Here is a 26,068-nt window from a genome sequence, read left to right as displayed (position 1 = left end):
TCAGTTCGCGCTGGAGGACTTCGCCGCCGGCGGGAAGTTGGCGTTGCTCTGGATGCCGCGCAGCAGGTCGAGCGCGTAGTTGAGCTGCTTGTCGTCCTTCTTGTCGGCCGGAACATAGGCCGAGGAGCCGGACGCCTCGTCGTCGCCGTTCTTGAGGTGGCCCTTCAGGCCGGCCTCGCCCTTGGTCTCGTCCTTGCCCTTCACGTCCTCGGGGATCTCCTGGACGCTCTCGATGTCCGGGACGATGCCCTTGGCCTGGATCGACTTGCCCGAGGGCGTGTAGTAGCGCGCGGTGGTCAGGCGGATCGCGCCGTTGCCGCCGAGCGGGATGATGGTCTGGACCGAGCCCTTGCCGAAGGAGCGGGTGCCGAGCACCGTCGCGCGGCGGTGGTCCTGCAGCGCGCCGGCCACGATCTCGGAGGCCGAGGCCGAGCCGCCGTTCACCAGCACGATGATCGGCTTGCCCTTGGCGAGGTCGCCGGAGCGCGCGTTGAACCGCTGCGATTCGTCGGGGTTGCGGCCGCGGGTCGAGACGATCTCGCCGCGCTCGAGGAACGCGTCGGAGACCGCGATCGCCTGGTCGAGCAGGCCGCCCGGGTTGTTGCGCAGGTCGAGCACGTAGCCCTTGAACTTGTCCTTGGCGATCTTCTGGTCGAAGTCCTCGAGCGACTTCTTCAGGCCCTCGAAGGTCTGCTGGTTGAACTGGCTGACGCGGATGTAGCCGATGTCGTCGCCCTCGACGTTGAACTTCACCGAACGGATCCGGATGACGTCGCGGACGATCTTGATCTTGACCGGCTCGGAGGCGCCTTCGCGCTGGACCGTCAGTTCGATCGGCGTGTTGACCGGACCGCGCATCTTCTCCACGGCCTGGTTCAGGCTGAGGCCCTGGATCGACTTGCCGTCGAGCTCGGTGATGATGTCCTTGGCGCGGACGCCGGCGCGCGCGGCCGGCGTGTCGTCGATCGCGCCTTCGACGCGAATCTGGTTCTCGAACATCTGCACTTCGATGCCGAGGCCGCCGAACTCGCCGGAGGTCTGCGTCTGCATGTCCTTGAACGCCTTGGCGTCCATGAAGCTCGAATGCGGATCGAGCCCGGAGAGCATGCCGTTGACGGCCGCTTCGATCAGCTTGGCGTCGTCCGGCTTCTCGACATAGTCGGAGCGCACGCGCTCGAACACGTCGCCGAACAGGTTGAGCTGCCGGTAGGTGTCGGCGTTGCCGGCCGCTTCCGCGGCGGAGCCGAAGAACGCCCGCGGCTGAAGCGCCATGCCCGCCGCGGAGGCGCCGAGGACGGCTCCGAGCAGGACCAGGGAAACCTTTCGCATCATCCGCCTACCTTTTCGCCTGGGACGCCGGCCCACCATGGGGTCGGGTCGATCGAGCCGCCGTCCTTGCGGAACTCGACATATAGCACGGATTTCTGAGCTCCGGCTGCGGCGGTCGGCGTCGCTCCGGAAGGATCCCCGCTCATCACGGCCACCGGTTCGCCCGCGAGGACGAACTGCTTGAGGCCGACGGTGATCCGCTCCATTCCCGCAAGAAGGATATGATAGCCGCCGCCGGCGTCGAGGATCAAGAGTTGCCCGTAGGAGCGGAACGGCCCTGCGTAGACCACCCAGCCGTCCGCGGGCGCCGTGACCGGCGCGCCGGGTCGGGCGGCGAGCGAAAGCCCCTGCTCCGCGCCGCCCGCGCCGTTCGGCCGGCCGAAATCGCGCAGCTTCTGGCCCGCCACCGGCAGCGGCAGCATGCCGCGCGTCTCCGCGAAGGGCAGCGCCGGCGCGAGTCGGGTGGCGTCGTGCAACGCCGCGAGGTCGACCTTGCGCCGCGTCTCGTCGCCGGCGGGCCGACCGGCCGCCGCGGCGGCCTGCGCCGCCTCGGCCGCGGCGCGGGCGCCGGCGACCTCCTGCTCCACCCGGGCGATCAACCCCTCGAGGTCCTTCACGTCGCGGGCCATCGCCTGAGCCTTGGCGGTCTCGCCGGCGAGATCCGCCTCGCGCGCCCCCATGCGGCGCTGGCGTTCGTCCATCAGCGCGGCGAGGCGCGCGCGTTCGCGTCCGAGGTCGGCGAGTTCGCCGGCCAGTTCGTCGCGCTCGTCGGTCATCATGCCCTTGAGCCGGGACATTTCGCGCAGGTCCGAGCCGAGCGATTCGGCCTCCGCGCGCATGTCTGGCACCACCGCGCCCAGCAGGATCGCGGAGCGCACCGCCTCCAGCGCGTCGTTGGGGCGGACCAGCAGCGCCGGCGGCGGCTGCCGTCCCATGCGCTGCAGCGCGGCGATCACTTCCGCGAGAACGCCGCGCCGCGCGAGCAGCGAGGCCTTCAGCTGGCGTTCCGATTCGGCCATCTCGGCGATGCGCGTCTCGCGCTCGGCGACCTGGGGCTCGCGCTGGCGAATGGCGCCGGCGGCGTCGATGAGGGCGGCCTGCAGCTTGCCGCGCTCGCCCTTCAGGGCCTCGATCTCGGCGGCGATGCGCTGGCGCTCCTCGTCGGCCAGCCGCAGCGCCTCCCGCTTCTCGTCCAGCGCCTTGCGCTGGTCCTCGGAGACGGCCGGGGGCGGCCCGTCCTGGGCGCGTGCGACCGCGCCCGACGCCGCGGCCAAGGCGGCGCCGAGCCCAAGCGCGCGGAGAAGGCGAAGTCGGCTCATCGGGGGATTTGAGCGGCCTGAGACTTAAGGTTTCGCTAACCACACCTGCCGGGTTTTCGGCCGGCCCGCAACGGGGCGGCGAAAAGCCATGGCGGAAGAGCGCGTGTCTCGACGGGCGAGCTTGTCTCGCTCGGTCGCGGATAAGCGCGCCGTTGCGGTCCCCCTCTCCCCTTGCGGGAGAGGGTTGGGGTGAGGGGTCGTCCGGGACGCCCTCCGTCGCCGTTCAGGATGTCCCGGCCCCCCCTTATCCGGCGCTCCGCGCCACCTTCTCCCACAAGGGGAGAAGGGAAGAGGGCGGCCGGCTTCAGGATCTCACGAGCGGTGATAGGGATGACCCGCGAGGATGGTCGCGGCGCGGTAGAGCTGTTCGGCGAGCAGCAGGCGCACGATCTGGTGCGGCCAGGTCATCGCGCCGAAGGCGAGCTTTGCGGTGGACCGCGCCAGAAACTCCTCCGCCAGCCCGTCCGCCCCGCCGATCACGAACGCCACGCCCGCCGCGCCGTCGTCCCGGCGGCGGCCGAGGTCCGCGGCGAAGGCCTCGCTTGTGGGCGACTTGCCGCCCTCGTCCAGCGCGTAGATCAGGAGCTTGGGGTCGAGCGCGGCGACGAGCGCCGCGGCCTCGTCGCGCTTGCGGTCGTCCGGCCTGCGGGCGCGGCTCTCGTCGAGCTCCACGAGCTCCGGCGCGGACAGCGCGATCCCCCGGCCGACCTGGCTGGCGCGCTCGACGTAGCGGCCCACGAGTTCGCGTTCGGGTCCGGCCTTCAGCCGGCCAACGGCCGCAATGACGAGACGCATCGCGGCGCGGCGATCAGGACGCCGAGGCTTCCACCGGACGGTCGGCGGACCACATCTTCTCGAGGTTGTAGAAGGCGCGGACCTCCGGACGGAAGACGTGAACGATCACGTCGCCGGCGTCGATCAGCACCCAGTCGCAATGGGGCAGGCCCTCGACCAGGGCCTTGCCGTGCCCCTGGGCGCGGAGCTCCTCGACAAGCTTGTCGGCGATCGAGCCCACATGCCGGTTCGAACGACCCGTGGCGATCACCATCTCATCGGCCAACGCGGATTTTCCGCGCAGGTCGATGACCACGGTGTCTTCCGCCTTGTTGTCGTCGAGCACGTCGAGGATGAGGTGAAGCAGCGCCGGGTTCGCCGCATCGGGCGCTCCGCCGCCGATATGAGGCGCCATCAACGGCGTCTCCTTCAGCGCTATGGTGGACAGGGGTCTTCGCCTTCCGTCAGCCGTCCTCTTTAGCCGGAGGCTCCTCCGACCGCTTCCACATTAACGGTTTCGCAGGGGCTTTTTCAACCGCCTGAGCCCAGGAAAGCGCCCCAGCGGTCACGAATCGTGTCGGGCGCCGCGCAGCGCGGTGGACGACAGGGGCGAACGAGGGCCGTGCAGGAAGGTCCAGGCCGGCGGGAGCGAGCCGGCGAGTTCGGCCGCGGCGGCCTCCGGAACGCGCCGTCCCGCCATCCGCGCGGCCGCCCGGGCGCGGATCGCGGAGAGCGTCGCGCCGGGGCGGTCGACCACCGCGATCGGGACCGTGGCCGCGATCGCGCGCCACCGCTCCCACATGTGGAACGTCTCGAGGCTGTCGGCCCCCATGATCCACACGAAGGCGACGCCCGGCGCGCGGCGCGTGAGATGCGCGATCGTGTCGTGGGTGAAGCGCGAGCCGATCCTCGCCTCGAACCCCGTCGCCACGATGCGCGGATGGCGGGCGACGGCCTGGGCGGCGGCGACGCGCAGGTCGATCGCCGGCAGCAGGGCGTTGTCCTTGAGCGGATTGCCGGGCGTGACCAGCCACCAGACGCGGTCGAGCCTGAGCCGCTTCATCGCGGTCAGCGTCGCGAGCCGGTGGCCCGCATGCGCCGGGTTGAACGAGCCGCCGAACAGGCCGATGCGCATGCCAGGGGCGTGCGGAGGCATCCGCAGCGACTCGCCGGGGCGCCGGTTGTGAGCGACCGTCCGCGATGTGGCTCGATTGTTGGATGAGATGGCCGGAACCTCGCCTCTCCGGCCGCTCGGAGGGGCGTCGACAGCCCCTATGGCCCGCGGCCGTCAGTCCGAGGCGCGAATAAGCCATCGCGCCGCCGCCATCAAGGCAGTCGCGCAAGGCTCATGCGAAACGTAACCCGACAGCCCGGTATGGCGAGGTTGTTGATGTAGCCCGAGAGGGTCACGTAGTTTGTCGAGGCGGCGATGGTCGCAGGCGCCGAGGTGAGGCTAAGCGTGGTGGATGTGACCGTCACCGGCTGGGCGTAGGCCACCCCGTCGATCCGCGCCGTGGCGCCGCCGCCGCGCAGGAGGCCGCCCGAGGAGGTCGCGGTGATGAGATAGGCGCCGTCTGTCCCGATCCCCTGCAAGGTTTCCTTGGCCGGCTCTCCGCTGACCTTGGCGCGGTAGGTGATTGCGAAGGCTTCGCCTACGTCGTACTCGGCGAGACAGACGGCGGTGTTGGTCACTGCCGTGACCACCGCGGTTCCCTTGAACACCACGTCCGCCTGGGCAGCCGAAGCCCCGACGATAAGCGCCAGCGCCGCCGCCGCGGCTCCTCGCATGACCATGATCGCTTCCCCCAAGCGCGACCGGCCCCCCGCCGGCTGAACGCAGCCTCAGGCTACGCCTGAACGCGGGTTCTCCGCATCAGGACAAACACCAAGGGGCTTCGGCCTCACGGACGAGTCTGGCCCGTCCCGCGGACGCGGTAGTTGAAGGTCGTCAGCTGTTCCAGTCCGACCGGCCCGCGGGCGTGCAGGCGGCCGGTGGCGATGCCGATCTCGGCCCCGAAGCCGAACTCGCCGCCGTCCGCGAACTGGGTGGAGGCGTTGTGCAGCACGATCGCGCTGTCGACCTCGGCCAGGAAGCGCGCGGCCTCCGCCTCGTCGCCGGTGACGATCGCGTCGGTGTGATGCGAGCCGTAGGCGTCGATGTGCGCGAGCGCGCCCTCGAGGCCGTCGACCACCCGGACCGCGATGATCGCGTCGAGGAACTCGGTGCGCCAATCCTCGTCGGTCGCGGGCGTGACCCGCGGATCGACCAGGCGGGTCTCCGCGTCGCCGCGCACCGCGCAGCCCGCGTCGAGCAGGTCCGTCACCAGGGCTGAGAGGTGGGAAGCCGCGACCGCGCGGTCGACCAGCAGCGTCTCGGCGGCGCCGCAGACGCCGGTGCGGCGCATCTTGGCGTTCATCAGGATCGACCGCGCCATGGCGAGGTCGGCGCCGGCGGCGATGAAGACGTGGTTGTTGCCGTCGAGATGGGCGAACACCGGCACCCGTGCTTCCGCCTGCACGCGGGCGACGAGGCCCTTGCCGCCGCGGGGCACGATGACGTCGATGTTGCCGTCGAGGCCGGCGAGCATGGAGCCGACCGCCGCGCGGTCGCGCGTCGGCACGAGCTGAACCGCGTCCTCCGGCAGGCCGGCCTCGGCGAGGCCGAAGGCGAGCGCGGACTGGATCGTGGCCGAGGAGCGGAAGCTGTCCGTGCCGCCGCGCAGGATCGCGGCGTTGCCGGCCTTGAGGCACAGCGCGCCGACGTCCGCGGTGACGTTGGGCCGGCTCTCGTAGATCACGCCGATGACGCCGAGCGGCGTGCGCACGCGCTCGATCGCGAGGCCGTTCGGCCGCGTCCAGGCCGCGGTCGTCTCGCCCACGGGGTCGGGAAGCGCCGCGACGGCTTCGAGGCCGTCGGCCATGCCCTTGACGCGGGCCGGGGTGAGCGTCAGCCGGTCGAGGAAGGACGCGGCGACCCCGGACGCGCGCGCGGCCGCGAGGTCCGCCTCGTTCGCGGTCAGGATCTGGCGCTCGGTCGCGAACAGGCGCCGCGCCGCGGCCTTCAGGGCTTCGTCCTTCGCCGGGCGGGATGCGAGCGCGAGCGTCTTCGCGGCGGCGCGGGCGCTGCGGCCGACCTCCAGCATGATGGCGTCGATCTCGATGAGCCGTTCGGCGGCGGCGGACATGGCTGAACCTCCAAGGGAACGCGCCCTTTAGCGCGTTTCGGAAGCCGCGTCATTATCCGGCGAGCGCAGGGCCGGGCCGCCTGCGTGGACTACGCCCCCGTCAGGACGAGATCGTCCCGGTGGATGATCGCGGAGCGTCCCCGGAAGCCGAGGATCTCCTCGATCGCGGCGGTCGGCTTGCCCACGAGCCGTTCGGCGTCGGCAGCGTCGTAGGCGACGAGGCCGCGCGCGAGCTCCTCGCCGTCCGGCGCCCGCACCACCACCGCGTCCCCGCGGGCGAACTCGCCCTCGACGCGCAGTACGCCCGCGGGCAGCAGCGAGCGTCCATGGTTGAGGGCGGTGGCAGCCCCCGCGTCGACGAAGATCGCGCCGCGCGGCGCGAGCACGCCGGCGATCCAGCGCTTCCGGGCCTGCGCGGGGTTCTCGCTTGGCAGGAACCAGGTGCAGCGGCCGCCCTGCTCCACCACCGACAGCGGGCTGTCGACCTTGCCGGAGGCGATCATCATGTGGATGCCGGCGCCGGTCGCGATCCGGGCGGCCTCGACCTTGGTGCGCATGCCGCCGCGCGAGAACTCCGACGCCGCCCCGCCGGCGATCGACTCCACCGAGGCGGTCACGCGCTCGACGATCGGGATCAGCGTCGCGGTCGGGTCCTGGGCGGGCGGCGCGGTGTAGAGGCCGTCGATGTCGGACAGCAGCACGAGGCAGTCGGCGCTCGCCATGGACGCGACCCGGGCAGCCAGCCGGTCGTTGTCGCCATAGCGGATCTCGGAGGTCGCGACGGTATCGTTCTCATTGACGACCGGGATCGCCTTCAGCGCCAGCAGGCGGGCGAGCGTGGCGCGCGCGTTGAGGTAGCGCCGGCGCTCCTCGGTGTCGCCAAGTGTAAGCAGAAGTTGACCTGCGGTTAACCTATGATCGCCCAAAACCTCGGACCACGCGCGAGCCAGCGCGATCTGTCCCACCGCGGCGGCGGCCTGGCTGTCCTCCAGCCGGAGCGCGCCGCGCGGCAGCCCGAGCACCGTGCGGCCGAGCGCGATCGCCCCCGAAGACACCACGATCACCTCCGCCCCGCGGGCGGCATGACGGGCGAGGTCGGCCGCGAGGCTTTCCAGCCAGGAGCGCTTAAGCGCGCCCGCGACCTGATCGACGAGCAGCGCTGAGCCGATCTTGACGACGATGCGGTTGAAGGAGGCGAGCGAGGGAGCGGTCACGTTGTAAAGGCCGGCTGGATGTCGGTGTGGACGAAGTCGTCGCCCTTGAAGAGCAGGGGCGCGTTATGGAGCTTGGCGACGGCGTAGCTCATGCAGTCGCCGAAATTGAGCTTGGCGGGATGGCCACGGCCACGGCCATATCTTTGAAAGGCTTCGGCGGCCAGTCGGTAGTGGTCCGCCGTAAACGCGACGACCGTCACCGCCGGGTTGGAGGCGATGTCGGCGATGAAGCGGTCGGCGCCGTCGGACATGAGCGACTGGAGAACGATCCGCGTCTCGAGAAGGGTCGGAGCGCCGACGACGGCCTCGGCCACGCCGATGACCTGCGCGAACGCCTTCCCTTCAGCCTCGTTCTTGGCGATCGCGACGAGAGCGGACGAGTCCACCGCGATCAACGCGGAAGACCTTGTTCATCGTACATCTCGTCCATCACGTCCTCGACCGATACGCCCGGCTTCATATTGGCTTCGGCGCGCCGGGCCGCGGCGCGTATCGCCTCGATGTTCGCCTTTTGGGTCGCGGTCAATTGCGCAGCGTCCCGGAACTTCGCGCCATGCTCGCGCAAGGCGTCGAGCACGACTTCGGCGACAGGCTTCCCGGTGATCTGCGCGACATTGCGGGCGATTTCATACGCCTCGTCGCTTCGGACGTTCAACTGGCGTCCCATGCTAGCTCTCCTTGATCAAGAGCTAGCATATACTCCAACGCTTACGGCCGCCACGCCTCCACGGCGATCTGCGGCATGGCCTCGGCCGCCTCGACGCCCTTGGCCTCGTCGATCACGCCGAGCAGTTGGCGCAGCGTCGCCTCGATCGCCTCGCCGGACTGGGCGGAGAGCACCACCGGCGTCGTCTTCGCCGCGCGCTTGAGCCGCTGGAGCTGCTGCTTGCGGAGCTCCGGCGAGAGCGCGTCGGCCTTGGACAGCGCGACGATCTCGGGCTTGTCGGTCAGCCCGCCGCCATAGGCCTCGAGTTCCGCCCGCACCACTTTGTACGCCTCGCCGGCGTGCTCCGAGGTCCCGTCGACCAGATGCAGCAGCACGCGGCAGCGCTCGACGTGGCCGAGGAAGCGGTCGCCGAGGCCGACGCCCTCGTGCGCGCCCTCGATCAAGCCCGGAATATCGGCCATCACGAACTCGCGGCCGTCGACGCCGACCACCCCGAGATTGGGGTGCAGCGTGGTGAAGGGGTAGTCCGCGATCTTCGGCTTCGCGGCCGAGACGGCGGCGAGGAAGGTCGACTTGCCGGCGTTGGGCAGGCCGACGAGGCCCGCGTCCGCGATCAGCTTCAGCCGCAGCCAGATCCAGCGCTCCTCGCCCTCCTGGCCGGGGTTCGCGCGGCGCGGCGCCTGGTTGGTCGAGGTGGTGAAATAGGCGTTGCCGAAGCCGCCGTTGCCGCCCTTGGCGAGCACGTAGCGCTGCCCGATCTCGGTGAAGTCGAACAGCAGCGTCTCCTCGTCCTCGTCCAGGATCTGCGTGCCCACCGGCACCTTCATGACCACATCCGCGCCGTTCGCGCCGGTGCGGTTCTTGCCCATGCCGTGGACGCCGGTCTTGGCCTTGAAGTGCTGCTTGAAGCGGTAGTCGATCAGGGTGTTGAGGCCCTGCACGCACTCTACGATGACGCTGCCGCCGCGACCGCCGTCGCCGCCGTCGGGGCCGCCGAACTCGATGAACTTCTCGCGCCGGAACGAGACGCAACCCGCGCCCCCGTCGCCGGAACGAACATACACTTTGGCTTGGTCGAGGAATTTCATGAACGTCGCTTCGTCGTCTGGCGTGTCGGGCGCACGAGGCTCGCGACAAACGCGTCATGCCCGCTTTTGGCGGGCGTCCACGACTTGAGCGTCGCGTTCGACGTCAGGAGAGGCTCGTGGACGCCCGCCAAAAGCGGGGATGGCGGCGTGCGGCCGTGCGCAGCAGCCGACCACCGGCCAAACTGCTTTCGCGCAGGCTCTAGCACATTTCTCGCGCAAGCGAACGTCCCAAGGTCAGCGGCGCGGGGTGGCCATGCGGATGGCGATGTCGACCGTGCCGATGGGCACGCCGAGCTTGGACACGCGGGCGTTGTTCTCGACGACGCCGGGGCCGCGGCGCACCAGCGTGTCCTCGAAATGCACCTGCGCCGTGCTTCCGCCGGTCTTGAGCTTCACGTCATAGGACAGGCGCAGGGTGTTGCCGCTCTCCACGCCCGTCGCGACGCCCACCACGTCGTCGCGGCGGCCCTCGTAGCGGCCGGGGCCCACGCGGCGGAAGCGCCAGACGTGGCGCTCGGTCTCGCCGTCGGCGTAGGCGATGTCCTCGGCGAGATCGAGCCCCTGCGGGGTGCGACGGCCGTTGAACACCACCTTGAAGGGCCGGGTCGAGCCGGTGAGCGTGTTGCGGAACACGCCCTCCCCCGTTCCCCGACCGGCGAAGGTTCGCTCCAGCGCGAAGGCGGGGCCGGGGCCGTCCTCACCGGCGACCTTCGGCGCGCCGGCGCAGGCGGTGAGAACAAGCGGGAGAACAAGAGCGGCGAGAACAGGGCGCATGGCGGATGCCTCCGGCGGGGGGGACGTCGACGTGGATACGTCGCCCGTCCCGCCGCGGATGCCGTCACCCCCCGAACGCCCGGACGTCCGCCGCGGCCCACTCCCGGAACGACAGGAAGGTGTCGCGGTCGAGCCGGAAGCGATCGGCCGCCAGCGAGCCGCCGGAGGCGGGCCGCACCAGCGTCGAGCCCTCCCACTGGAAGCCGCAGCGGATCAGCACCTGGCGCGAGGCCCAGTCGCTCGCCCGGCAGTTAGCGCGCGCCGCCTTGGCGCCGCCGCCGAGGAAGGCCGCCTCGAGCGTCGCCCGCGCCGCCTCCACCATCAGGCCGCGGCCGCGGTGGGCGGCGCCGAGCCAGAAGCCGAGCTCGACCACGCCCGGCTCCACCGACCGCCAGCCGACGCCGCCCACTACCGTCCGGTCCTCCTTGAGCCGCAGGATCAGGCTGAGGTTGGTCGGCCGCATCTCGCGCGCCGCGCGCAGCACGAAGGCCTGGGCATCCGCCATGAAGGCGAGCTCGGCGAAGGGCGCGGTGGCGAGGCCGAACGGGGCCTCGGCGGCGCGTGCGAGCTCGGCCACGTCGGCGCGGGTCGGCATGCGCAGGCTGAGGCGCGGCGTCTCGATCGCCGGCTGGCCCTCGACCCAGGCGGCGCGCGCAAGCGTCGACCTCGCGAGCCGCACGGTCGCGCCGCGCGCCTTCGAAAACACATCTGTCTCGCCGGTCGGCTGAAACCCGAGCCGCTCCAGAAGCCGGCCAGAGGCCGGGTTGTCGAGCATATGCCCGGCGGCGATCGTCGCGAGGTCGGTCGTGGCGAAGGCGAAGTCGACGAAGGCGCGCACCGCCAGCCGGCCGACCCCGCGGCCCTGGAACGGCGCGGCGAGCCAGTAGCCGAGCTCCGGCGTCGCGCCGGAGGCGTCGATCGCGACCACGCCGGCGAGCGCGCCGTCCACCGAGACGCCGGCCGCGAGCATGTCGCGGTGCCCGGCGACGCTCTTCAGCCAGGCTTCGGCGTCGTCGAGGCCGTAGGGGTGGGGGACCTGCGTGAGGTTTCGGGCGACGGCGACGTCGCTCAAGGCCGCGGCGATGACCGGGGCGTCGTTCAAGGTCAGACGGCGGAGGCGGACGATCGTCTCCGCGGTGGTACAGTCTTCGAGCAACAGACCTTCATCGAACAGCATCGACATCGAACCGGACCTTCCGAAACGGCGACGGGGGAGAACGGTCGCCCGTCTCCCCCGTCGGTCCGGACCTATTCGGTCCTGTCTTGATCCGCCGGGGGTGTTGGGCCCGGCGGGAAGCGTCGCTTCAACCCGCCGTCATTCCGCAGCTTCGGCCATCTGGGCGGCCGTCACGTTCACGTAAGTGCGGCCGTTGGCTTTCGAGACGAACAGCACCTGGCCTTCGACGGTCGCGAAAATCGTATGGTCCTTGCCCATGCCGACGTTGGCGCCCGGATGCCACTTGGTGCCGCGCTGACGCACGAGGATGTTGCCCGGAATGACGTGCTCGCCGCCGAACTTCTTCACGCCGAGGCGTCGGCCTGCGGAGTCGCGGCCGTTGCGGGAGGAGCCGCCTGCCTTCTTATGAGCCATAGGAGTTCTCCTTTTCTCGAGCCGGTCAGTTCTTGGAGGCGCCGGTCAGGCCGACGATCTTTATGATCGTGTGGTCCTGACGGTGGCCGCGCTTGCGCTTCGAGTTCTGGCGGCGGCGCTTCTTGAAGGCGATGACCTTCGCGCCGCGCGCGTGCTCGACGATCTCGGCCGCGACCGAGGCGCCCGAGACGAACGGCGCGCCGAACGTCACGTCGTCGCCCGAACCGATGAAGAGGATTTCGCCAAAATTCACTGTGGAGCCAGCCTCGCCCTCGAGCTTGCCGACCGTGATCACGTCGCCTTCGGCGACCCGGTGCTGCTTGCCGCCGGTCTTGATGACTGCGAACATCGTTTCAAAGTCCCGTGTTCATAACGCGCTCCCGAGGCGGAATGCCCTTGGCGCGGCTTTTTGTCAGTCTGGGTCGTGTCGCCCAAACGGAATGGCGCGGATGAGAGGTCCCACCGCGCCAGCGCGTGTCTGTACAGCGGGAGCTGGGTTCCGGTCAACCGCGAAGGCGCGTCCCGGAGCCCTGCTCCACCGTCAGGACGCGGGCTCGAGCGTCCGCGGCCGAAGCGGCGCCCGCCCGTGCGCCTGCTTGATGTCGGCGATCTCGTCGAGCATCACGCGCAGCGCCCGCAGGGCCCGGTCCTCCTCGGGCGTCAGCTTGCCCTTCGGCTCGAAGTGCGTAATCAGCACCGCCAGCGCGTCGCCGATGCGGCCGAGCTGGCTGCCGTAGCTGCCGATCGTGTCGATCACCTCGGCCTCCACCTCCGGCGCCTTCGACAGGCCCATGTTGACGGTGAACAGGCTGAAGCTGTTGCCGACCATGTTGAAGGCCGACGTGAAGATGCGAAACGCCTGAGTGACGTCGCCGCCGAGCGGCATCCGAAACGTCGCCATAAGTCCCTCCCCCGCAGGAAGCCGCCATCTCACGCCCGCGCCGCGGCGACGTCAAAGCCTCTTCATCAGCGGGGCGGCGAACGGCGTCCATGCGCCGACCGTGACCCCGCCCGCGCGCAGCATCTCCCCGGCCCAGACGTTGCAAGTGCGGACCGGCGAGAACGCGCCGACGGCCGCGAAGTAGGCGTCGCCGTACCCCTGCGTCACGCCCGCGAGCGGCTGCACGGCCCCGCCCGCGCCGTGGGCGAACGAGCCGTCGATCCGCGCAGTCATGGCGGCGTAGAGCGGCGCGGCGATCTGGAGAGTTCGGACGTTCGCCTCGCCTGCGTTCACCCGCGCGACCGGCAGCACGTGCATCACCGTCCGGTCGAAGGCGAGCGCGCGCAGCATGGCGCCGGCGGTGAGATCGCTCAGCGCGCCGATCTCGGTGTAGGCCGTGCGGGAGCCCCAGCCGAACGCGACCCAGGGCGCGTCGCGGCCCGTCGTCGCGATGGGCGACGCGTCCAGCAGAGGCCGCCAGTCCTTTGACGGGTCGACGGTCGGCAAAACGAGATCGACATGGTAGCCGTTGTCGACGACGAAGATCGTCACCCGCCGGCCGGCCATGGCGGTCGCCGAAGGGCCGAGGACGACCGACCCGGCCGCGGCGGCGGCAAGATAGAGCAGCCCCGCCACGGCGAGGGCCTCGACCATCCCGAGCAGACCCGCGATGGTCGTCCGCGCCGCACGCGCTCTGTCCACAGACCTCTCCGAGGTTCGAAAAAAGCCATCATACCCGCCTTGCATTCCTCCGGCGGCTGCGGCATAGGAAGCGCCTCGTCGGCGGCAGCGTCGACGGTCGACGAAAGCGGGCGGGCGTAGCTCAGGGGTAGAGCACAACCTTGCCAAGGTTGGGGTCGTGGGTTCGAATCCCATCGCCCGCTCCAGTCGACATCAGGCGCATGAAAAAGGCCCGCTTCGCGCGGGCCTTTCGCGTTTCCGGGCCTCCGGCCTAGCTCTCGTCAGATCTGGCGGCCATGGAGGTTCGGGTCCTGCGTGCTGATTGCGTCGGTGGTCCGCGGTTCGGGCTCCGGCTGGCCGTCGGCGCGTTCGATCCAGATGCGGATCGGCCCCGGCTGCATGGCGCCGAACGGCGTCGCGAAGGCGATCTCGGCGGCGTCGCGGCCGACGCCGATGCGCACGAGACCGTCGAGCGCGGCCTGGCGCGTGCCGTCGAACAGCCACCAGCGGCCGTCGAGATAGGCCTCGAACACGGCGTGGAAATCGGACGGCGACAGGCCGAAGGCGTAGCAGCTGACGAGCCGCGCCGGGATGCCGAGCGCGCGGCAGAAGGCGATGCCGAGATGGGCGAAGTCGCGGCAGACGCCCGCGCGCTGCACCAGGATCTCCGTCGCCGTGGTCTCGGAATCGCTCGAGCCGCGGACGTAGTCGATGTTCTGGTAGATCCAGCTGCAGATCGCGCTGACGCGCATGTGGCCGCGCGGGAAGTCGCCGAACTCACGGTAGGCGAAGGCGGCGAGCCGATCGGACGGCACGAACCGGCTCGGCAGCAGATAGGGCAGGATCTCGAGCGGCAGGTCGCGGATGTCGGTCTCCTGCACCGTCGTCGGATCGGCGCGGTGGACGTCGAGGTCGACCTCGGCCTCGTAGGCCAGCGAGAACTCGCCGGGCGAGGCCAGCGCGCGGACGTAGCGGTTGCCGACGTCGGGCGCGACGTAGCTGAGCTGTTCGACCTGGGGCGAGAACGACAGCCGGTCGACCAGCCCGACGTGGCGCGGAAGCTGCGCCACCTCGACGTTGAAGATGAACACCGTCTCGTCGACGATCGTGTAGGCGAGCTCGCAGCCGAGCTTGAACTTCATGGCGGTCTCCGTGGCCCCCGGGCCGGACAAGGCTCCCGGCGGGCGGGAGGATCCCGAGGCGGCGAGAGACCGCGCCTAACGCGGTAGGGCGCGGGCGGTTCCTAACCTAAGGCTGCTTTCTCAGTCCGTCGACGCCAGAACGCCGTCCGGCCCGCGGTGCGTCCCTCCCGCCGAAGGGTCTCAGATCTCGTCGAGGTAGCGGCGCTTGAGGTGCGCCTTGAACACGCCGGCGTCGAGCGGGCGGCCCGTCGCGCGGGTGAGCAGCTCGTCGGTCTCGTAGAGCGAGCCATGGGCGTGGACGTTGGCGCGCAGCCACGCCACCAGCGGGCCGAAGTCGCCGCGGCCGATCGCGGGCAGGATGTCGGGCTCGGCCGTGCGCGCGGCGTCGAACAGCTGGGCGGCGGTGATGGCGCCCAGCGTGTAGGTCGGGAAGTAGCCCCAGCCGCCGGAGGGCCAGTGGATGTCCTGCAGGCAGCCGACCTTGTCGCTCGGCGGCGTCACGCCGAGCAGCGCCTTCATGCCGTCGTTCCAGGCGGCCGGCAGGTCCGCCAGCGGCATCTCGTCGGCGATCAGCGCCTTCTCCAGCCGGTAGCGCAGGATGACGTGGGCGGGATAGGTGACCTCGTCGGCGTCGACCCGGATGAAGCCGCGGCTGACGCGGGTGTAGCGCCGCCACAGCGCGTCCGCCTCCCAGGCTAGGCCGGAGCCGCCGAAGGTCTCGCGCATCAGGGGCGCGGCGAAGCCCACGAACTCCTTGCTGCGGCAGGCCTGCATCTCGATCAGCAGCGACTGGCTCTCGTGCACGCTCATGCCGCGGGCCGCGCTCACGGGCTGGCCGAGATAGGCCTGCGGCCGGCCCTGCTCGTAGAGCGCGTGCCCGGTCTCGTGCAGCACGCCCATCAGCGCGCTCGCGAAGTCCGATTCGTCGTAGCGCGTGGTGATGCGGACGTCGTTGTCGGCGCCGCCGCAGAACGGGTGGGTCGAGACGTCGAGCCGGCCACGCTCGAAGTCGTAGCCGAGAGCGGCCATCATGCGGAGGCCGAGCGCCCGCTGCTTGTCCACCGGGAACGGACCCTGCGGCGCCTCGTCCTTCGGCCGGCGCGCCTGCGCCGCGATCACCTCGTCGGCGAAGCCCGGCAGGAAGGCCGCGAGGTCGTCGAACAGCGCGTCGATCTTGGCCGCGCGCCCGCCCGGCTCGTAATCGTTCAGCAGCGCGTCGTAGTCGCCGAGGCCGAGCGCCTCGCCCTTGGCGCGCGCGGCCTCGCGCTGCAGCCGCAGCACCTCGGCGAGGTAGGGCAGCAGGCCGGCGAAATCGGATTCCTCGCGCGCCTGGCGCCAGCGCATCTCGCAGGCCGAGGTCGCCTTGCTGGAGGCCTCGACCAGATCCGCCGGCAGCGCGGTGTCCTGGGCGTAGACCCGGCCGATCTCGCGCAGGTTCGCCTTCTCCCACGGCCCGAGGCCGTCGTCGTTCGCCGCGGCCTCCAGCCAGTCCGCGACCCGCGGGTCCGTCGCCATGCCATGCCGCAGGACGTCGAGCAGCGCGACGCTGTCCGCGCGCGTCTCCGCGGCGCCCTTCGGCATCACGGCGGCGTTGTCCCAATGCAGGATGCCGAGGGCGTTCGACAGCGCGGAGACGCGGCCAAAATGGGCGGAGAGCTCGGAATAGGCGGTCATCGGCGGGAGAGCGTCCGGGTTCGCGACGGGAAGCCCATCCAGAGCAAGCCTCGCCGCCGGGTTCAAGGGGCGCGTTGGCGAGACGGAGGCGAAAAGGGCTGGGCTACCACCGGTCCGAGGCGCTTGGGAGAAACGCGGCGCTCATGCCCCGGCCTTGAGCCGCGGCCCAGATACCCCCTCGTTTCAGGAGGGATGACCGGCTCCGTGCTCAATCTTGGTACGCCGTGTTTCTGGGTCCCGGCTCAAGGCCGGGACACGGCGAGGGCGGGACCCCGGCAGGTCACTCGCCAAGCATGTCCAGCCGCGGCGCGGCGGTCCACAGGATCGCGGCCTTCACCGGTCGGTCCGGCCAGATCTCGGCCAGCAGCTCGGCGTAGGCCGCAAGCTGCGCGGCGTAGCCGGCGGGGATTTCGCCCGGCGGGGGCGGACGGCGGTCGGTCTTGTAGTCGACGACGAGGATCTCGGCGTCGGTGACGGCGAGGCGGTCGATGCGGCCGGAGACGGCGCGGCCGTCCCTGAGCCGGCCGACGATCGGAACCTCGCCGCGGCCGGCGCCGGAGAACACGGCCGCGAAAGCGGGATCGCCGACGACGCCAAGCGCCGCCGAAACGCACTCCGCCTTCAGCGCGTCGTCGAGCCCCGGCGTGCGCTGGCTGAGCCGCGCCGCAGCCTCGGACCTGCGCTCGGGCGCGACCTCGGGCAGCGTCTTCAGCAGGCGGTGCAGCAGCACGCCGCGGGCGCGGGCGGCCTCCGCGCCGGGGCCGGCGGGCGCAGGCCCCGCGTCGTCGGCGGCGACGAGCGCCGAGGGCGACAGCGGCGGACCGGGCGCCTCCTCGTGGACGGCGGGCGCGAACAGCCAGTCGGGCGTCTGCTCGTCGAGGGACGCCTTCTCCCCTTCGGTCCCGGAGGCGGCGACGAGCGGGCCGCCGCTTGCGAGCCGGTAGAGCGCGCCGCCCTCCGGCTGCTCGATCGTTTCCACGCCCTCAGCCGCCGCGAGGCCCTCGCGGACGAGGTCATACCAGGCGCCCTCGGGCCGCGTGCGTCCCGAGTCGTGGCCGCAGACGATCAGCCGGTCCTTCGCCCGAGTCATGGCGACGTAGAGCAGTCTGCGGTGCTCGGCCTCGGCTTCGGCCCGGACCAGAGCGCGCGCTGAGGCGAGCGCCGGCGGGTCATCCTCCTTGCGCCCGGCCCAGACCGGGATCTTCGCGGCGCCGTGGCCGGCGCCGGCGCGCGCCACGTCGATCAGCGCGGAGCCACGGCCCGAGGCCGCGCCGCCGCAGGTGTCGGCCAGCACCACGAGCCCGGCCTCGAGGCCCTTGGCGCCGTGCACCGTCATCACCCGCACCTCGCCGGAGGAGACGTCGAGATCGCGCTTGATCTCGGCGGGCGCCGCCCGCATCCAGCCGAGAAAGCCGGCGAGCGTCGGAGCGTGCGTGGACGAGTGGTCCTGCGCGAGGTCGAGGAAGGCGTCGAGCGGGTCGTCGACCTCGTGGCCGAGCCGGGCGCGGTAGGCCTTGCGGGCGCCGCCGCGGGCGATCAGGTCGGCGTAGAACGCGAAGGGCGTGCGGCCGGCGGCCTCGTGAGCGAGCGCGGCCAGGCGGTCACGGGCCGCCTGCGCCCGCGGCGGCCCGTCGCCAAGCGCGTCACGCAGCCGCCCCATGCCCCGGCCGGGCGCGATCGCCATCAGGTCGTCGTCGGTGAGCCCGAACAGCGGGCTCTTCAAAGCGCAGGCGAGCGCCAGGTCGTCGTCCGGCGTCGTCAGAGCTTCGCCGAGCGCCAGGAGGTCCATGACCGCGATGTGTTCGCCGACGATCAGCCGGTCGGCGCCCGCCACCGGCACGCCTTTGCTCTTCAACGCCCGCAGCACCGCCTCGAACAGCGCCTTGCGCTGGCGGACCAGCACGAGGATCTCGCCCGCGGGCGTCTCGCCTGACGCGATCGCGCGCGCGATCTCCTCGGCGATCCTGTCGGCGAGGCGCACCACGGCGCTCGCCGGCTTCACAGCGTCGAACGGCGCGTCCCAGGCTTCGTCCGCGTGCGCCGCCGGCGACGCGGCGACCAGCGGCCAGAGTTCGACGGAGCCCGGCGCGCCCACGCGCGTCGTCGAATGCGCGGTGCCCGCCGCGTCCGACGACAGGCCCTTGCGCGCGCTCTCCAACGCGAACACGGCGTCGACGCCGGCGAGGACCGCGGGCGTCGAGCGAAAACTCTCCTGCAGCCGCACGTCGTCGAAGCGGAGGTCCACGGCCTCATGGCCGCGCGCGTAGGCGCTCCGGACCTCGCCGAAGATCGCGGGCTCGGCACCCTGGAACGAGAAGATCGACTGCTTTTCGTCGCCCACCGCGAACACTGTGCGGGTCGCGCTCCCGCGCGCGCCGGCGCCGGCCAGAAACTCCTCGGTCAGCCGCCGGACGATCTCCCACTGCGCCGGCGCGGTGTCCTGCGCCTCGTCCACCAGCACGTGGTCCAACCCGCCGTCGAGCTTGAACAGCACCCAGGCCGACTCGGTGCGAGCCAGCAGGTTGCGAGTCTTCGCGATCAGGTCGTCGTAGTCGAGCAGCGCCTCCGCCGACTTGGCGCTGGCGTATTCGGCGATGGTGGCGTCGGCGAGCGTGAGCAGCGCGCGGGTGCGAGCGACGATCCGCGCGGCGGCGCGGCGCGGAAGCAGGGCGGCCAGCCGCTCGCGCTCGCCGTCGAGCATCGTCGCGAGGTTGGGGAAGGCCGCGCGCGTGCCCTTGGTGACGAACCGGTTCGGCGCCCGCGGCTGGCCCGTCGCCGTGAGGAACACGGAGAGATAGGCCTCACGCCGCTCGGTCTCGTCGCCAGCCGCGACCGCCTTCAGGAAGCAGGCCGCCAGATTGCCGTCCGTCGTCGTCCCCTCCGCCAGCGCGTGGGCGATGGCGGGCCATTCCTCGGCCGGCAGGCCGGCGCCGAGGATCGCGGCGTCGAGCGCATCGGCGTCCTCGTGCGGGGCGAGGTCGAAGGTATCGGCCAGCGCCCGCGCCGCGCCGTCGGGTCCGCCGACGGCGGGGTCGTCGAACAGCCGGCGGAGGTCGTCGCGCCCGCCCACGGCCTCGGCCACGGCGTCGTCGATGGTCTGCGCGGCGACGCGCGGCACGAGATAGGCGAGCGCCGCGCCGAGCGAGCCCTCGGGATCGCGCGCCGCGCGGGCCAGCACCCGGGCGCGGGCGCGGGCCATCATCTCGGCCTGGTCGCGCTCGTCGATCTCGGCGAAGCCGGCGGGCACGTTAGCCTCGAACGGGAACTGCCGGAGCAGGCGGCCGCAAAAGGCGTGGATGGTGTAGATCTTCAACCCGCCCGGCGTCTCAAGCGCCTGCGCGAACAGCCGGCGGGCGCGGGCGAGATGGGCCCGCGACGGCTGAGCGCCCTCGAGGTCCGCGACCTCCGCCGCCAGAGCCTCGTCCGGCATGGTGGCCCAGCCGCGCAGGCGCTCCACCACCCGGTTCTGCATGTTCGCGGCCGCCGCCTTGGTGAAGGTGAGGCAGAGGATGCGCGAAGGGTCCGCCCCCGCGAGCAGCAGCCGGACCACGCGCTGCACCAGCACGTAGGTCTTGCCGGAGCCTGCGTTGGCCGAGACCCAGGCCGAGGCGCGCGGGTTCGACGCCAGCGCCTGGCGCTCGAGCGTCATGGCGCTCGGACCGCTCATTCCCCGTCTCCTTCGCCGTCCGAGGCGCCGCCGGTGGCGGACCACTCCTTCACCCGCGCGAGGTGGGCGTAGGGGCCTTCCGGGCGCGACAGGAAGGTGGGGTGGGACAGCGAGCGGTAGGGCTCGGCCTCGTCCTCGAAGCGATCCACGACCTGCCGGAACCGCGCGAGCGCCTTGGCGGCCACGTCGGCGATCGGCTCGTCCTTGGCGCGCACGTCGACGACCTCCCCGGCGGGATCGCGCCCGGTGAGACGGATCAGCGCAAGGCCGCCCGGCGTCCCGCCGTCGGGCGCGGCGTCGGCGAAGCCGCCGACGGCGAGCAGCGCGGCCTCCAGCGGCAGTTGCGGCGCGAAGCCCGCGAGCACCTGCTTCACCGAGGCCGTGCGGCCGGTCTTGTAGTCGAGGATCGCGAAGCTCCCGTCGTTCAGCGCGTCGATGCGGTCGGCGCGGGCGGTGAGCGCGAACTCCCGGCCCATGCGCGTCGTGAAGCGGTGGGCCGCGGTCTGCTCCACCAGCGTGCGCGCCACGAAGGGCGCGCGGGAGCGTTCGAAGCCAAGGAACCAGTCGACGATGCGGGCGTAGCGCGGCCACCACAGCAGCCGGGCGTCGTCGCGCTCCAGCAGGGCGCCGAAGGCGGCCTCGCCGAAGCGCAGGAGCGCCGGACGAGCCTCGGGATCCGCCGCCGTCAGACCGCTGCGGGCGAAGGCCTCCAGAGCGGCGTGGATCACTTCGCCGAGTTCGCGCGCGCCCGGCTCCGGCCCGACCGGGCCGAGTTCGTCCAGCCGGAGCACCATGCGGGCGTAGAGCGAATAGGGATCGCGCAGCCAGGTCTCGACGCCGGTGACGCTGATCTGGAGCGGCCGCAGTTCGAGCTTCGGGCGCGGCTCCGGCGGCCGGGGCGCGGGCTCGCGCGGGGCCTCGTCGAGCTTCTCCGCCAGCCGCGCCAGCCGCGCGCCGCGGGCCTTGGCGGCGGCGTGGGCTGCTGGCTCGGCGACGGCGGCGAGCCGCTGCAGCCAGCGCGAGGGGATGGTCGGCGCGCCGCCGGCTTTCGCCGCCCGCGTCAGCGTCACCTCGGGCGCGCCCAGGCCCTGGACGAAGTCGTGCGCCGAGAGGCCGATGCGCCGCTCCGGCGGGGCGAGGCCGAGCTGCGCCCGCAAGGGCCGGTTGATCCACGCGTCGCTCTGCGGCGTCGGCGGCCAGACGCCTTCGTTGAGGCCGCCCAGCACCATGTGGTCGACGTGCAGCAGCCGAGCCTCCAGCGGCCCGAGGATCCGGAGCCGCGGATGCCTGTCGCGCGGCGGGCGCACGACCCGTCCCGCCATCAGCGCGACCAGGACGCCGGGGAAAGCCCGCGGCGCGATCGGCTCCGCCTCGAGCGCGGCTTCGCGCAGCTCCTCGAGGAACTGGGCGACCGCCTCGGCGTCGTCGCCCTCCGCGTCGCCGGCGATCTCCGTGTAGGCGCCCGTGAGCGCGGTCGCGAGCCTCTTGAGCGGCGCGACCGGAGCATCGAGGGTGCACGCGAGCGGGCTGAGGGCCGCCTCGAGGCTGTCGACCAAAGCGCGGGCCGCGGCGCGGTCGGGGCCTCCGAATCTCTTCGCCGGACCGTGGCGGCGCTCGCCCTCCTCCGGCTCCCGCAACGCGCGCCGCAGCGCCTCGAAGCCCTGGCCCGGCAACGCCTCCCGGAAGGCCAGGATGTCGAGCGCGTCGGTCGCGCGGGAGCCAAGGCCGGGGGCGTCCGCGAGGCGGCAGCGGGGGTGGCGCAGCAGCGCGAGCAGCGGCGCCGGGCGGGGATCGAAGGCGGCCTCGGCGACCAGCCGCAGCAGGCCGCCGGCGGGCGTCGCCTTGAGCGCCGCGCCCGCGCTGTCGTCGATCGCGACGCCCCAGCGCGCGAGTTCGGTGGCGACCCGCGCCGCGAGGCCGCGGTCCGGCGTCACCAGGGCGGCGGTCTTTCCCGGCGTCGCAAGCGTCTCGCGCAGGGCGACCGCGATGGCCGCGGCCTCGCCGCGCGGGTGCGGCGCGTCCACCAGCGTGACGCCGTCGAGCGACCCGACGACCTCGAACAGGTCGCCCGAGGCCGCGCCCCAGAGGTCGGTGGTCTCGGCGGGCCGCAACGCGTCGGCGGCGAGGCGCGCGCGGGCCGCGAGCGCGGGCGAGGCCGGCGCGAGCTCGCGGACCTCGGGGCGGCTGACGCCGAGCGCCTGCGCAAGGCGCGACAGGCCCCGCTGCGGGTGGCCGTAGAGGCCGGGCGCGTCGCCGTCGCGCAGAGCGGTCCAGGCGGCCTCGTCGAGGCCGTCGCGATCGAAGCCCGGCAGCACCACGGCGCCCCGGGGCGCCTGGGCGATCGCCGCGATCAGGCGGCGGGTGGCGGGCGCCGAGCCGGTCGAGCCGGCGGCGATCACCGGCCCGGCCCCGGCGGCGACCTGCGCCGCCGCGGCGTCGAGCTGAAGCCTGCGGCGCCGGCTGGGGTCGAGGCGGCCGACCTGTTCGAGATGCTCGGGCCAGGCCTTCAGCGCCACCTGCAGGAAGGACTGGGTGATCGCCCAGTAGCGGTCGTGTTCGCCCGGCGCGAGGGCGTTAAGCGCCGCGACGTCCACCTCCTCGGTCTCGATCTGGTCGATCAGGGCCTCGAGCTCGGCCGCGAGATGGATCGCCTCCGCCGCCGTCGCCGGGATCAGCGGGCCGTCCTCGTCGCTGAGGCGCAGCATCGAGCGGTCGAGCGCGCCGGCGAAACCGAACACCAGCCGGGCGAGCGCCAGCCGCCGCTCCAGCGGGGCCGCGGCCGGCGGCAGCTCGCCGTCGACTTCGGCGGCGTCCTCCGCCGCGCCGGCGTCCTCGTCCACGTCGCCGAGCGGCGCGATGCGCGGCAACAGCGTGGCCCGGCCGTCGAGCTCGGCCAGGAACGCGTCCCGCAGCGCGCGGGCGGCGCGGCGGGTGGGCAGGAAGATGGTGGCCTCGGCCAGCGCCAGCGGGTCGCCGCGCGGCGCAAAGCCCCGCACGACCGTCCCGTCGAGGATGCCGCGCGCGAGCGTCGCCAGGAACGGCGCGCCGGCGGGGATCGTCAAAACGTTGGGGGCGCGGCCCGTGCTCATGGGTCGGGCGAGCCTAGACCGCCCGCCCGATTCGCCTCAAGCGCCGCTCAGACGCGGGTTTCCGTCGCCGCGTCGAACATGTGGAGGTCGCGCCGTTCCGCGCCGAGGATCAGGCGAGCCCCCGGCGCGAGATCGTCCGGGGCGGCCGCGCCGAAGCGCGCGGCGGCGGGGACTCCGCCCACAAAGCCCTCGATCCAGGTCTCCGCGCCGAGCCGGGACACGGCGGTCACGTCGACCGGCAGCCGCGCGCCGTTCTCGGGGGGCAGCCCCTCGCCGATCGGGAACAGCCGCTCCGGCCGCACGCCCAGCAGGCCGTGGGTCTTGGCCGTCATCACGCTCGCCGCCCCGAGCCAGGTCCCATCCTCGAGCGACAGCCCCGTCTGGTTGGCGCGCACGGGCAGCACGTTCATGCCCGCAGGTCCGGTGAGCCGCGCCACGCGGACGTCCGCCGGGCGGCGGTACAGCTCGTCGGGCGCGCCGACCTGCAGAACCTCGCCCGTGTCGATCGCGACCTGCAGGTCGGCCGAGCGCAGGATCTCGTCGCCGGGCCGGCCCGCGACCACCGCGACGGCGCCGGTCTCCGCCAGATGCGCGCGGAGAGCTCCGACCGCGCGGGCGCGGTCCTCGACGCCGAGCGCCGCGAATGCGCCGTCGATCACGATCGCTCCCGGCCGGCGCGCGAGCGCCTGCGCCAGCGCCGCGAGAACGCGGGCCGACGTCGAAACGTCGCGCGCGCGGCGGGCGAGCAGCGGCCCGAGACCGAGCGCGTCCGCGAGCGCCAGCGCGCGCGTCTCCGTGGCGCGGCCCTCGGGGCCGAACCGGGGCAGCCCGCGGACGATGTTCGCGTAGAGGTTCGCGCGCGGCTTCAGACCGTCCGGAGCGACCATCGCGGCGAGGCCGGGCACGGCGGTTCCGAACGAGCGCAGCGGCGTTTCGCCGATCGCGATCTCGCCGCTCGTCGGCCGTTCGAGGCCCGCGATCAGCCGCAGCAGCGTCGAGGCCCCCGCGCCGGCCGGGCCGGTGACCGCGCACAGCGCGCCGGCCGGAACGGCGAAGGACGCGCCCTTCAGGACCGCGCTCCCGGAGTAGGTTTTGACGACGTCGGCGAGCGTGACCGCGGGCATCGCCTCAGCCGTAGACCAGAACGCCGGCGAGGCCGGCCGAGCCTACGATCAGCCGCCACCAGGCGAAGGGCGCGTAGCCACGCTTCGAGATGAAGTCGAGCACGTAGCGCACCACGATAAGCGCCACGAGGAAGGCGCAGACGAAGCCGACCGCGACCAGCCCGATGTCGTCGAGCGAGAGCACGCTGCGGTTCTTGTAGAGGTCGTAGGCGAAAGCGCCCGCCATGGTCGGCATGGAGAGGAAGAAGGAGAACTCCGCCGCCGCCCGCTTGCTCGCGCCCATCAGCAGCGCCCCGACGATCGTGGAGCCCGAGCGCGACACGCCGGGGATGAGCGCGAGGCACTGGCACAGGCCGACCGCGAGGCAGAGCCAAAGCGGAAAGCGCATCGCGTCGTCGAAGCGGGCGCCGTCGTGCGGGCCGTCGACCCACGCGTGAGCCGGCCCGTCGACGCCGCGCACCTCGTAGTGCTGGGTCGGCGTGCGGGCGTCGACCCAGAGCAGCACGAGACCGCCGACGATGAGCGCGACGCAGATCAGCGCCGGCGTCTCGAACAAGACGTTCTTGATGAAGCTGTGCAGCCCCGCGCCGATCACCGCCGCCGGCAGGAAGGCGATCAGAACGCCGAGCACGAAGCGCCGCGCCGCGGGGTCGGTCGGGACGCGCAGGGCGACGTCGATCAGCCGCTGCGCGTAGACCAGCAGGATGGCGAGGATGGCGCCGAGCTGGATCAGCACCTCGAAGGTCTTCCCCGTCGACTCGAAGCCCAGGAAGTGGCCGAGCAGCAGGAGGTGCCCGGTTGAGGACACCGGCAGGAACTCGGTCAGTCCTTCGACGACGCCCAGAAGCGCCGCTTCAAGCAGGCTTGCGATGTCCATGACGTTGGAAACCCCTCGGCTCGGCGGCGATTCGCTGTTGTCGCACGACGACGCCGGTTCTATACGGGGTCCCCGCGCCGCGCCATCGAACGACCGGCGTTCCGGCAGGGCCGCGGCAGGCCGGCCACAGTTTCAAAGCGCAAGCGTCCCCCCGGTCCATGGCGATCCTCTACCATCATCCCCTCTGCCCCCACTCGCGCTTCGTGCGGCTCGTCATGGGGGAGTACGGCCTCGACGCCGACCTCGTGGAGGAAAAGGTGTGGGAGCGGCGCGAGCCCTTCCTCCACCTGAACCCGGCGGGGACGACCCCGGTGCTGGTGGAGGCCTCGATCCCGTCCGTGCCCGGCGCGGACGTGATCGCGGAGTACCTCGACGAGACCCGCGGCCTCGCGCTCGGCGACCGCCGCCTGCTGCCGGAGGCGCCGCGCGACCGCGTCGAGAGCCGGCGGCTGACCTCGTGGTTCAATCAGAAGTTCTTCGACGAGGTGTCATCCCATCTCGTGATGGAGAAGATCTACAAGCGCTTCATGCCGACCAACCTCGGCGGCGGCGCGCCGGAGATGGCCGCCATCCGCGCGGCGCGCTCCAACATCCGCTATCATCTGAAGTATGTCGGGTATCTGATCCGGCAGCGGAACTGGCTCGCGGGCGACCGGCTGACCTACGCCGACCTCGCGGCGGCCGCGCATCTGTCGGTGGTGGATTTCTTGGGCGACGTGCCGTGGGACGAGGACGAGACCGCGAAGAGCTGGTACGCGCGGGTGAAGTCGCGCCCCTCCTTCCGCCCGCTGCTGGCGGACGGAATGCCCGGCATGCAGCCCTCGCTGACCTACGCGAATTTGGATTTCTGAGGGCTCCGCGACCGCGTGACGGCGCGCCTTCTTCCCCCCTCCCCCTTGCGGGGAGAGGCCGGGGGCGGGGGTCGTCCAGAAC

24 protein-coding genes and 1 tRNA gene are annotated in these 26,068 nt (G+C 72.2%); 2 read left to right on the top strand and 23 right to left on the bottom strand.

Annotated features, from left to right (window positions below; genetic code table 11):
• The 17 genes from K244_RS0119325 to K244_RS0119245 all read right to left on the bottom strand — a co-directional run bounded on the left by K244_RS0119325 (position 1) and on the right by K244_RS0119245 (position 13,583).
• The gene (locus K244_RS0119325; RefSeq protein ID WP_036307135.1) at positions 1 to 1,329 is read right to left on the bottom strand and encodes a S41 family peptidase; all 1,329 of its coding nucleotides are present in this window, start codon (positions 1,327 to 1,329) and stop codon (positions 1 to 3) included.
• Entirely contained in the window at positions 1,329 to 2,648 is a 1,320-nt protein-coding gene (locus K244_RS0119320; RefSeq protein ID WP_020187940.1) for a peptidoglycan DD-metalloendopeptidase family protein, read from the bottom strand. The genes K244_RS0119325 and K244_RS0119320 overlap by 1 nt, the downstream gene beginning before the upstream one ends.
• Before the next feature lie 312 nt (positions 2,649 to 2,960).
• Positions 2,961 to 3,443 (bottom strand): 23S rRNA (pseudouridine(1915)-N(3))-methyltransferase RlmH, encoded by a 483-nt coding sequence (rlmH, locus tag K244_RS0119315; protein WP_020187939.1) that lies wholly within the window; start codon positions 3,441 to 3,443, stop codon positions 2,961 to 2,963.
• Between the two features lie 13 nt (positions 3,444 to 3,456).
• Entirely contained in the window at positions 3,457 to 3,837 is a 381-nt protein-coding gene (gene rsfS, locus K244_RS0119310; protein WP_020187938.1) for a ribosome silencing factor, read from the bottom strand.
• 150 nt (positions 3,838 to 3,987) lie between these two features.
• Positions 3,988 to 4,578: a nicotinate-nucleotide adenylyltransferase gene (locus tag K244_RS0119305; RefSeq protein WP_081761516.1), complete on the bottom strand. Its 591-nt coding sequence runs from the start codon at positions 4,576 to 4,578 to the stop codon at positions 3,988 to 3,990.
• A 170-nt stretch (positions 4,579 to 4,748) separates the two neighbouring features.
• Positions 4,749 to 5,216 (bottom strand): hypothetical protein, encoded by a 468-nt coding sequence (locus tag K244_RS0119300; RefSeq protein WP_020187936.1) that lies wholly within the window; start codon positions 5,214 to 5,216, stop codon positions 4,749 to 4,751.
• 107 nt (positions 5,217 to 5,323) lie between these two features.
• Positions 5,324 to 6,607, bottom strand: coding sequence for a glutamate-5-semialdehyde dehydrogenase (locus K244_RS0119295; protein ID WP_020187935.1), 1,284 nt, complete (start codon positions 6,605 to 6,607; stop codon positions 5,324 to 5,326).
• 89 nt (positions 6,608 to 6,696) lie between these two features.
• Positions 6,697 to 7,821 (bottom strand): glutamate 5-kinase, encoded by a 1,125-nt coding sequence (proB, locus tag K244_RS0119290; protein WP_020187934.1) that lies wholly within the window; start codon positions 7,819 to 7,821, stop codon positions 6,697 to 6,699.
• Entirely contained in the window at positions 7,818 to 8,207 is a 390-nt protein-coding gene (locus K244_RS0119285) for a type II toxin-antitoxin system VapC family toxin (RefSeq protein ID WP_245259830.1), read from the bottom strand. Before K244_RS0119285 ends, proB begins: the two co-directional genes overlap by 4 nt.
• A 5-nt stretch (positions 8,208 to 8,212) precedes the next feature.
• Positions 8,213 to 8,488, bottom strand: coding sequence for a type II toxin-antitoxin system VapB family antitoxin (locus K244_RS0119280; RefSeq protein ID WP_020187932.1), 276 nt, complete (start codon positions 8,486 to 8,488; stop codon positions 8,213 to 8,215).
• Positions 8,489 to 8,529: 41 nt separating this feature from the next.
• On the bottom strand, positions 8,530 to 9,576 hold the full coding sequence (gene obgE / locus K244_RS0119275) for a GTPase ObgE (protein ID WP_020187931.1): 1,047 nt from the start codon (positions 9,574 to 9,576) through the stop codon (positions 8,530 to 8,532).
• A 234-nt stretch (positions 9,577 to 9,810) separates the two neighbouring features.
• On the bottom strand, positions 9,811 to 10,350 hold the full coding sequence (locus tag K244_RS0119270) for a DUF3833 family protein (protein WP_020187930.1): 540 nt from the start codon (positions 10,348 to 10,350) through the stop codon (positions 9,811 to 9,813).
• 64 nt (positions 10,351 to 10,414) lie between these two features.
• Complete coding sequence (locus K244_RS22885; protein WP_020187929.1) at positions 10,415 to 11,533, bottom strand: GNAT family N-acetyltransferase; 1,119 nt, start codon at positions 11,531 to 11,533, stop codon at positions 10,415 to 10,417.
• A 132-nt stretch (positions 11,534 to 11,665) separates the two neighbouring features.
• On the bottom strand, positions 11,666 to 11,941 hold the full coding sequence (rpmA, locus tag K244_RS0119260) for a 50S ribosomal protein L27 (protein WP_020187928.1): 276 nt from the start codon (positions 11,939 to 11,941) through the stop codon (positions 11,666 to 11,668).
• A 25-nt stretch (positions 11,942 to 11,966) separates the two neighbouring features.
• Positions 11,967 to 12,290: a 50S ribosomal protein L21 gene (gene rplU / locus K244_RS0119255; RefSeq protein WP_020187927.1), complete on the bottom strand. Its 324-nt coding sequence runs from the start codon at positions 12,288 to 12,290 to the stop codon at positions 11,967 to 11,969.
• A 192-nt stretch (positions 12,291 to 12,482) separates the two neighbouring features.
• Positions 12,483 to 12,842: a hypothetical protein gene (locus K244_RS0119250; RefSeq protein WP_020187926.1), complete on the bottom strand. Its 360-nt coding sequence runs from the start codon at positions 12,840 to 12,842 to the stop codon at positions 12,483 to 12,485.
• 51 nt (positions 12,843 to 12,893) lie between these two features.
• Positions 12,894 to 13,583 (bottom strand): TIGR02117 family protein, encoded by a 690-nt coding sequence (locus K244_RS0119245; RefSeq protein WP_051460040.1) that lies wholly within the window; start codon positions 13,581 to 13,583, stop codon positions 12,894 to 12,896.
• A 110-nt stretch (positions 13,584 to 13,693) separates the two neighbouring features.
• Between K244_RS0119245 and K244_RS0119240 the strand changes: the two genes are divergently transcribed.
• Positions 13,694 to 13,768: transfer RNA gene (locus K244_RS0119240), tRNA-Gly, on the top strand.
• 75 nt (positions 13,769 to 13,843) lie between these two features.
• Here K244_RS0119240 and K244_RS0119235 read toward each other — a convergent pair.
• The 6 genes from K244_RS0119235 to K244_RS0119210 all read right to left on the bottom strand — a co-directional run bounded on the left by K244_RS0119235 (position 13,844) and on the right by K244_RS0119210 (position 25,135).
• Complete coding sequence (locus K244_RS0119235; protein ID WP_020187924.1) at positions 13,844 to 14,704, bottom strand: transglutaminase family protein; 861 nt, start codon at positions 14,702 to 14,704, stop codon at positions 13,844 to 13,846.
• 180 nt (positions 14,705 to 14,884) lie between these two features.
• Complete coding sequence (locus K244_RS0119230) at positions 14,885 to 16,378, bottom strand: carboxypeptidase M32 (protein WP_020187923.1); 1,494 nt, start codon at positions 16,376 to 16,378, stop codon at positions 14,885 to 14,887.
• 280 nt (positions 16,379 to 16,658) lie between these two features.
• On the bottom strand, positions 16,659 to 20,045 hold the full coding sequence (gene addA / locus K244_RS0119225) for a double-strand break repair helicase AddA (RefSeq protein WP_020187922.1): 3,387 nt from the start codon (positions 20,043 to 20,045) through the stop codon (positions 16,659 to 16,661).
• Positions 20,042 to 23,134, bottom strand: a complete 3,093-nt coding sequence (gene addB, locus K244_RS0119220; protein ID WP_020187921.1) for a double-strand break repair protein AddB — start codon at positions 23,132 to 23,134, stop codon at positions 20,042 to 20,044. Before addB ends, addA begins: the two co-directional genes overlap by 4 nt.
• 47 nt (positions 23,135 to 23,181) lie before the next feature.
• Positions 23,182 to 24,258, bottom strand: coding sequence for an ATP-binding cassette domain-containing protein (locus K244_RS0119215; protein WP_020187920.1), 1,077 nt, complete (start codon positions 24,256 to 24,258; stop codon positions 23,182 to 23,184).
• A 4-nt stretch (positions 24,259 to 24,262) separates the two neighbouring features.
• Positions 24,263 to 25,135, bottom strand: coding sequence for an undecaprenyl-diphosphate phosphatase (locus K244_RS0119210; RefSeq protein ID WP_020187919.1), 873 nt, complete (start codon positions 25,133 to 25,135; stop codon positions 24,263 to 24,265).
• 158 nt (positions 25,136 to 25,293) lie between these two features.
• On the opposite strand from K244_RS0119210, the gene K244_RS0119205 reads away from it, so the two are divergent.
• A complete protein-coding gene (locus tag K244_RS0119205; RefSeq protein ID WP_020187918.1) occupies positions 25,294 to 25,986 on the top strand; it encodes a glutathione S-transferase family protein in 693 nt (230 codons plus the stop codon).
• Positions 25,987 to 26,068: the final 82 nt, after the last annotated feature.

The organism is Methylopila sp. 73B (assembly GCF_000526315.1).
Lineage (GTDB): Bacteria > Pseudomonadota > Alphaproteobacteria > Rhizobiales > Methylopilaceae > Methylopila.
The sequence above is the reverse complement of the archived record's forward strand: the minus strand, read 5'-3'. Positions and strand labels throughout refer to the sequence as shown.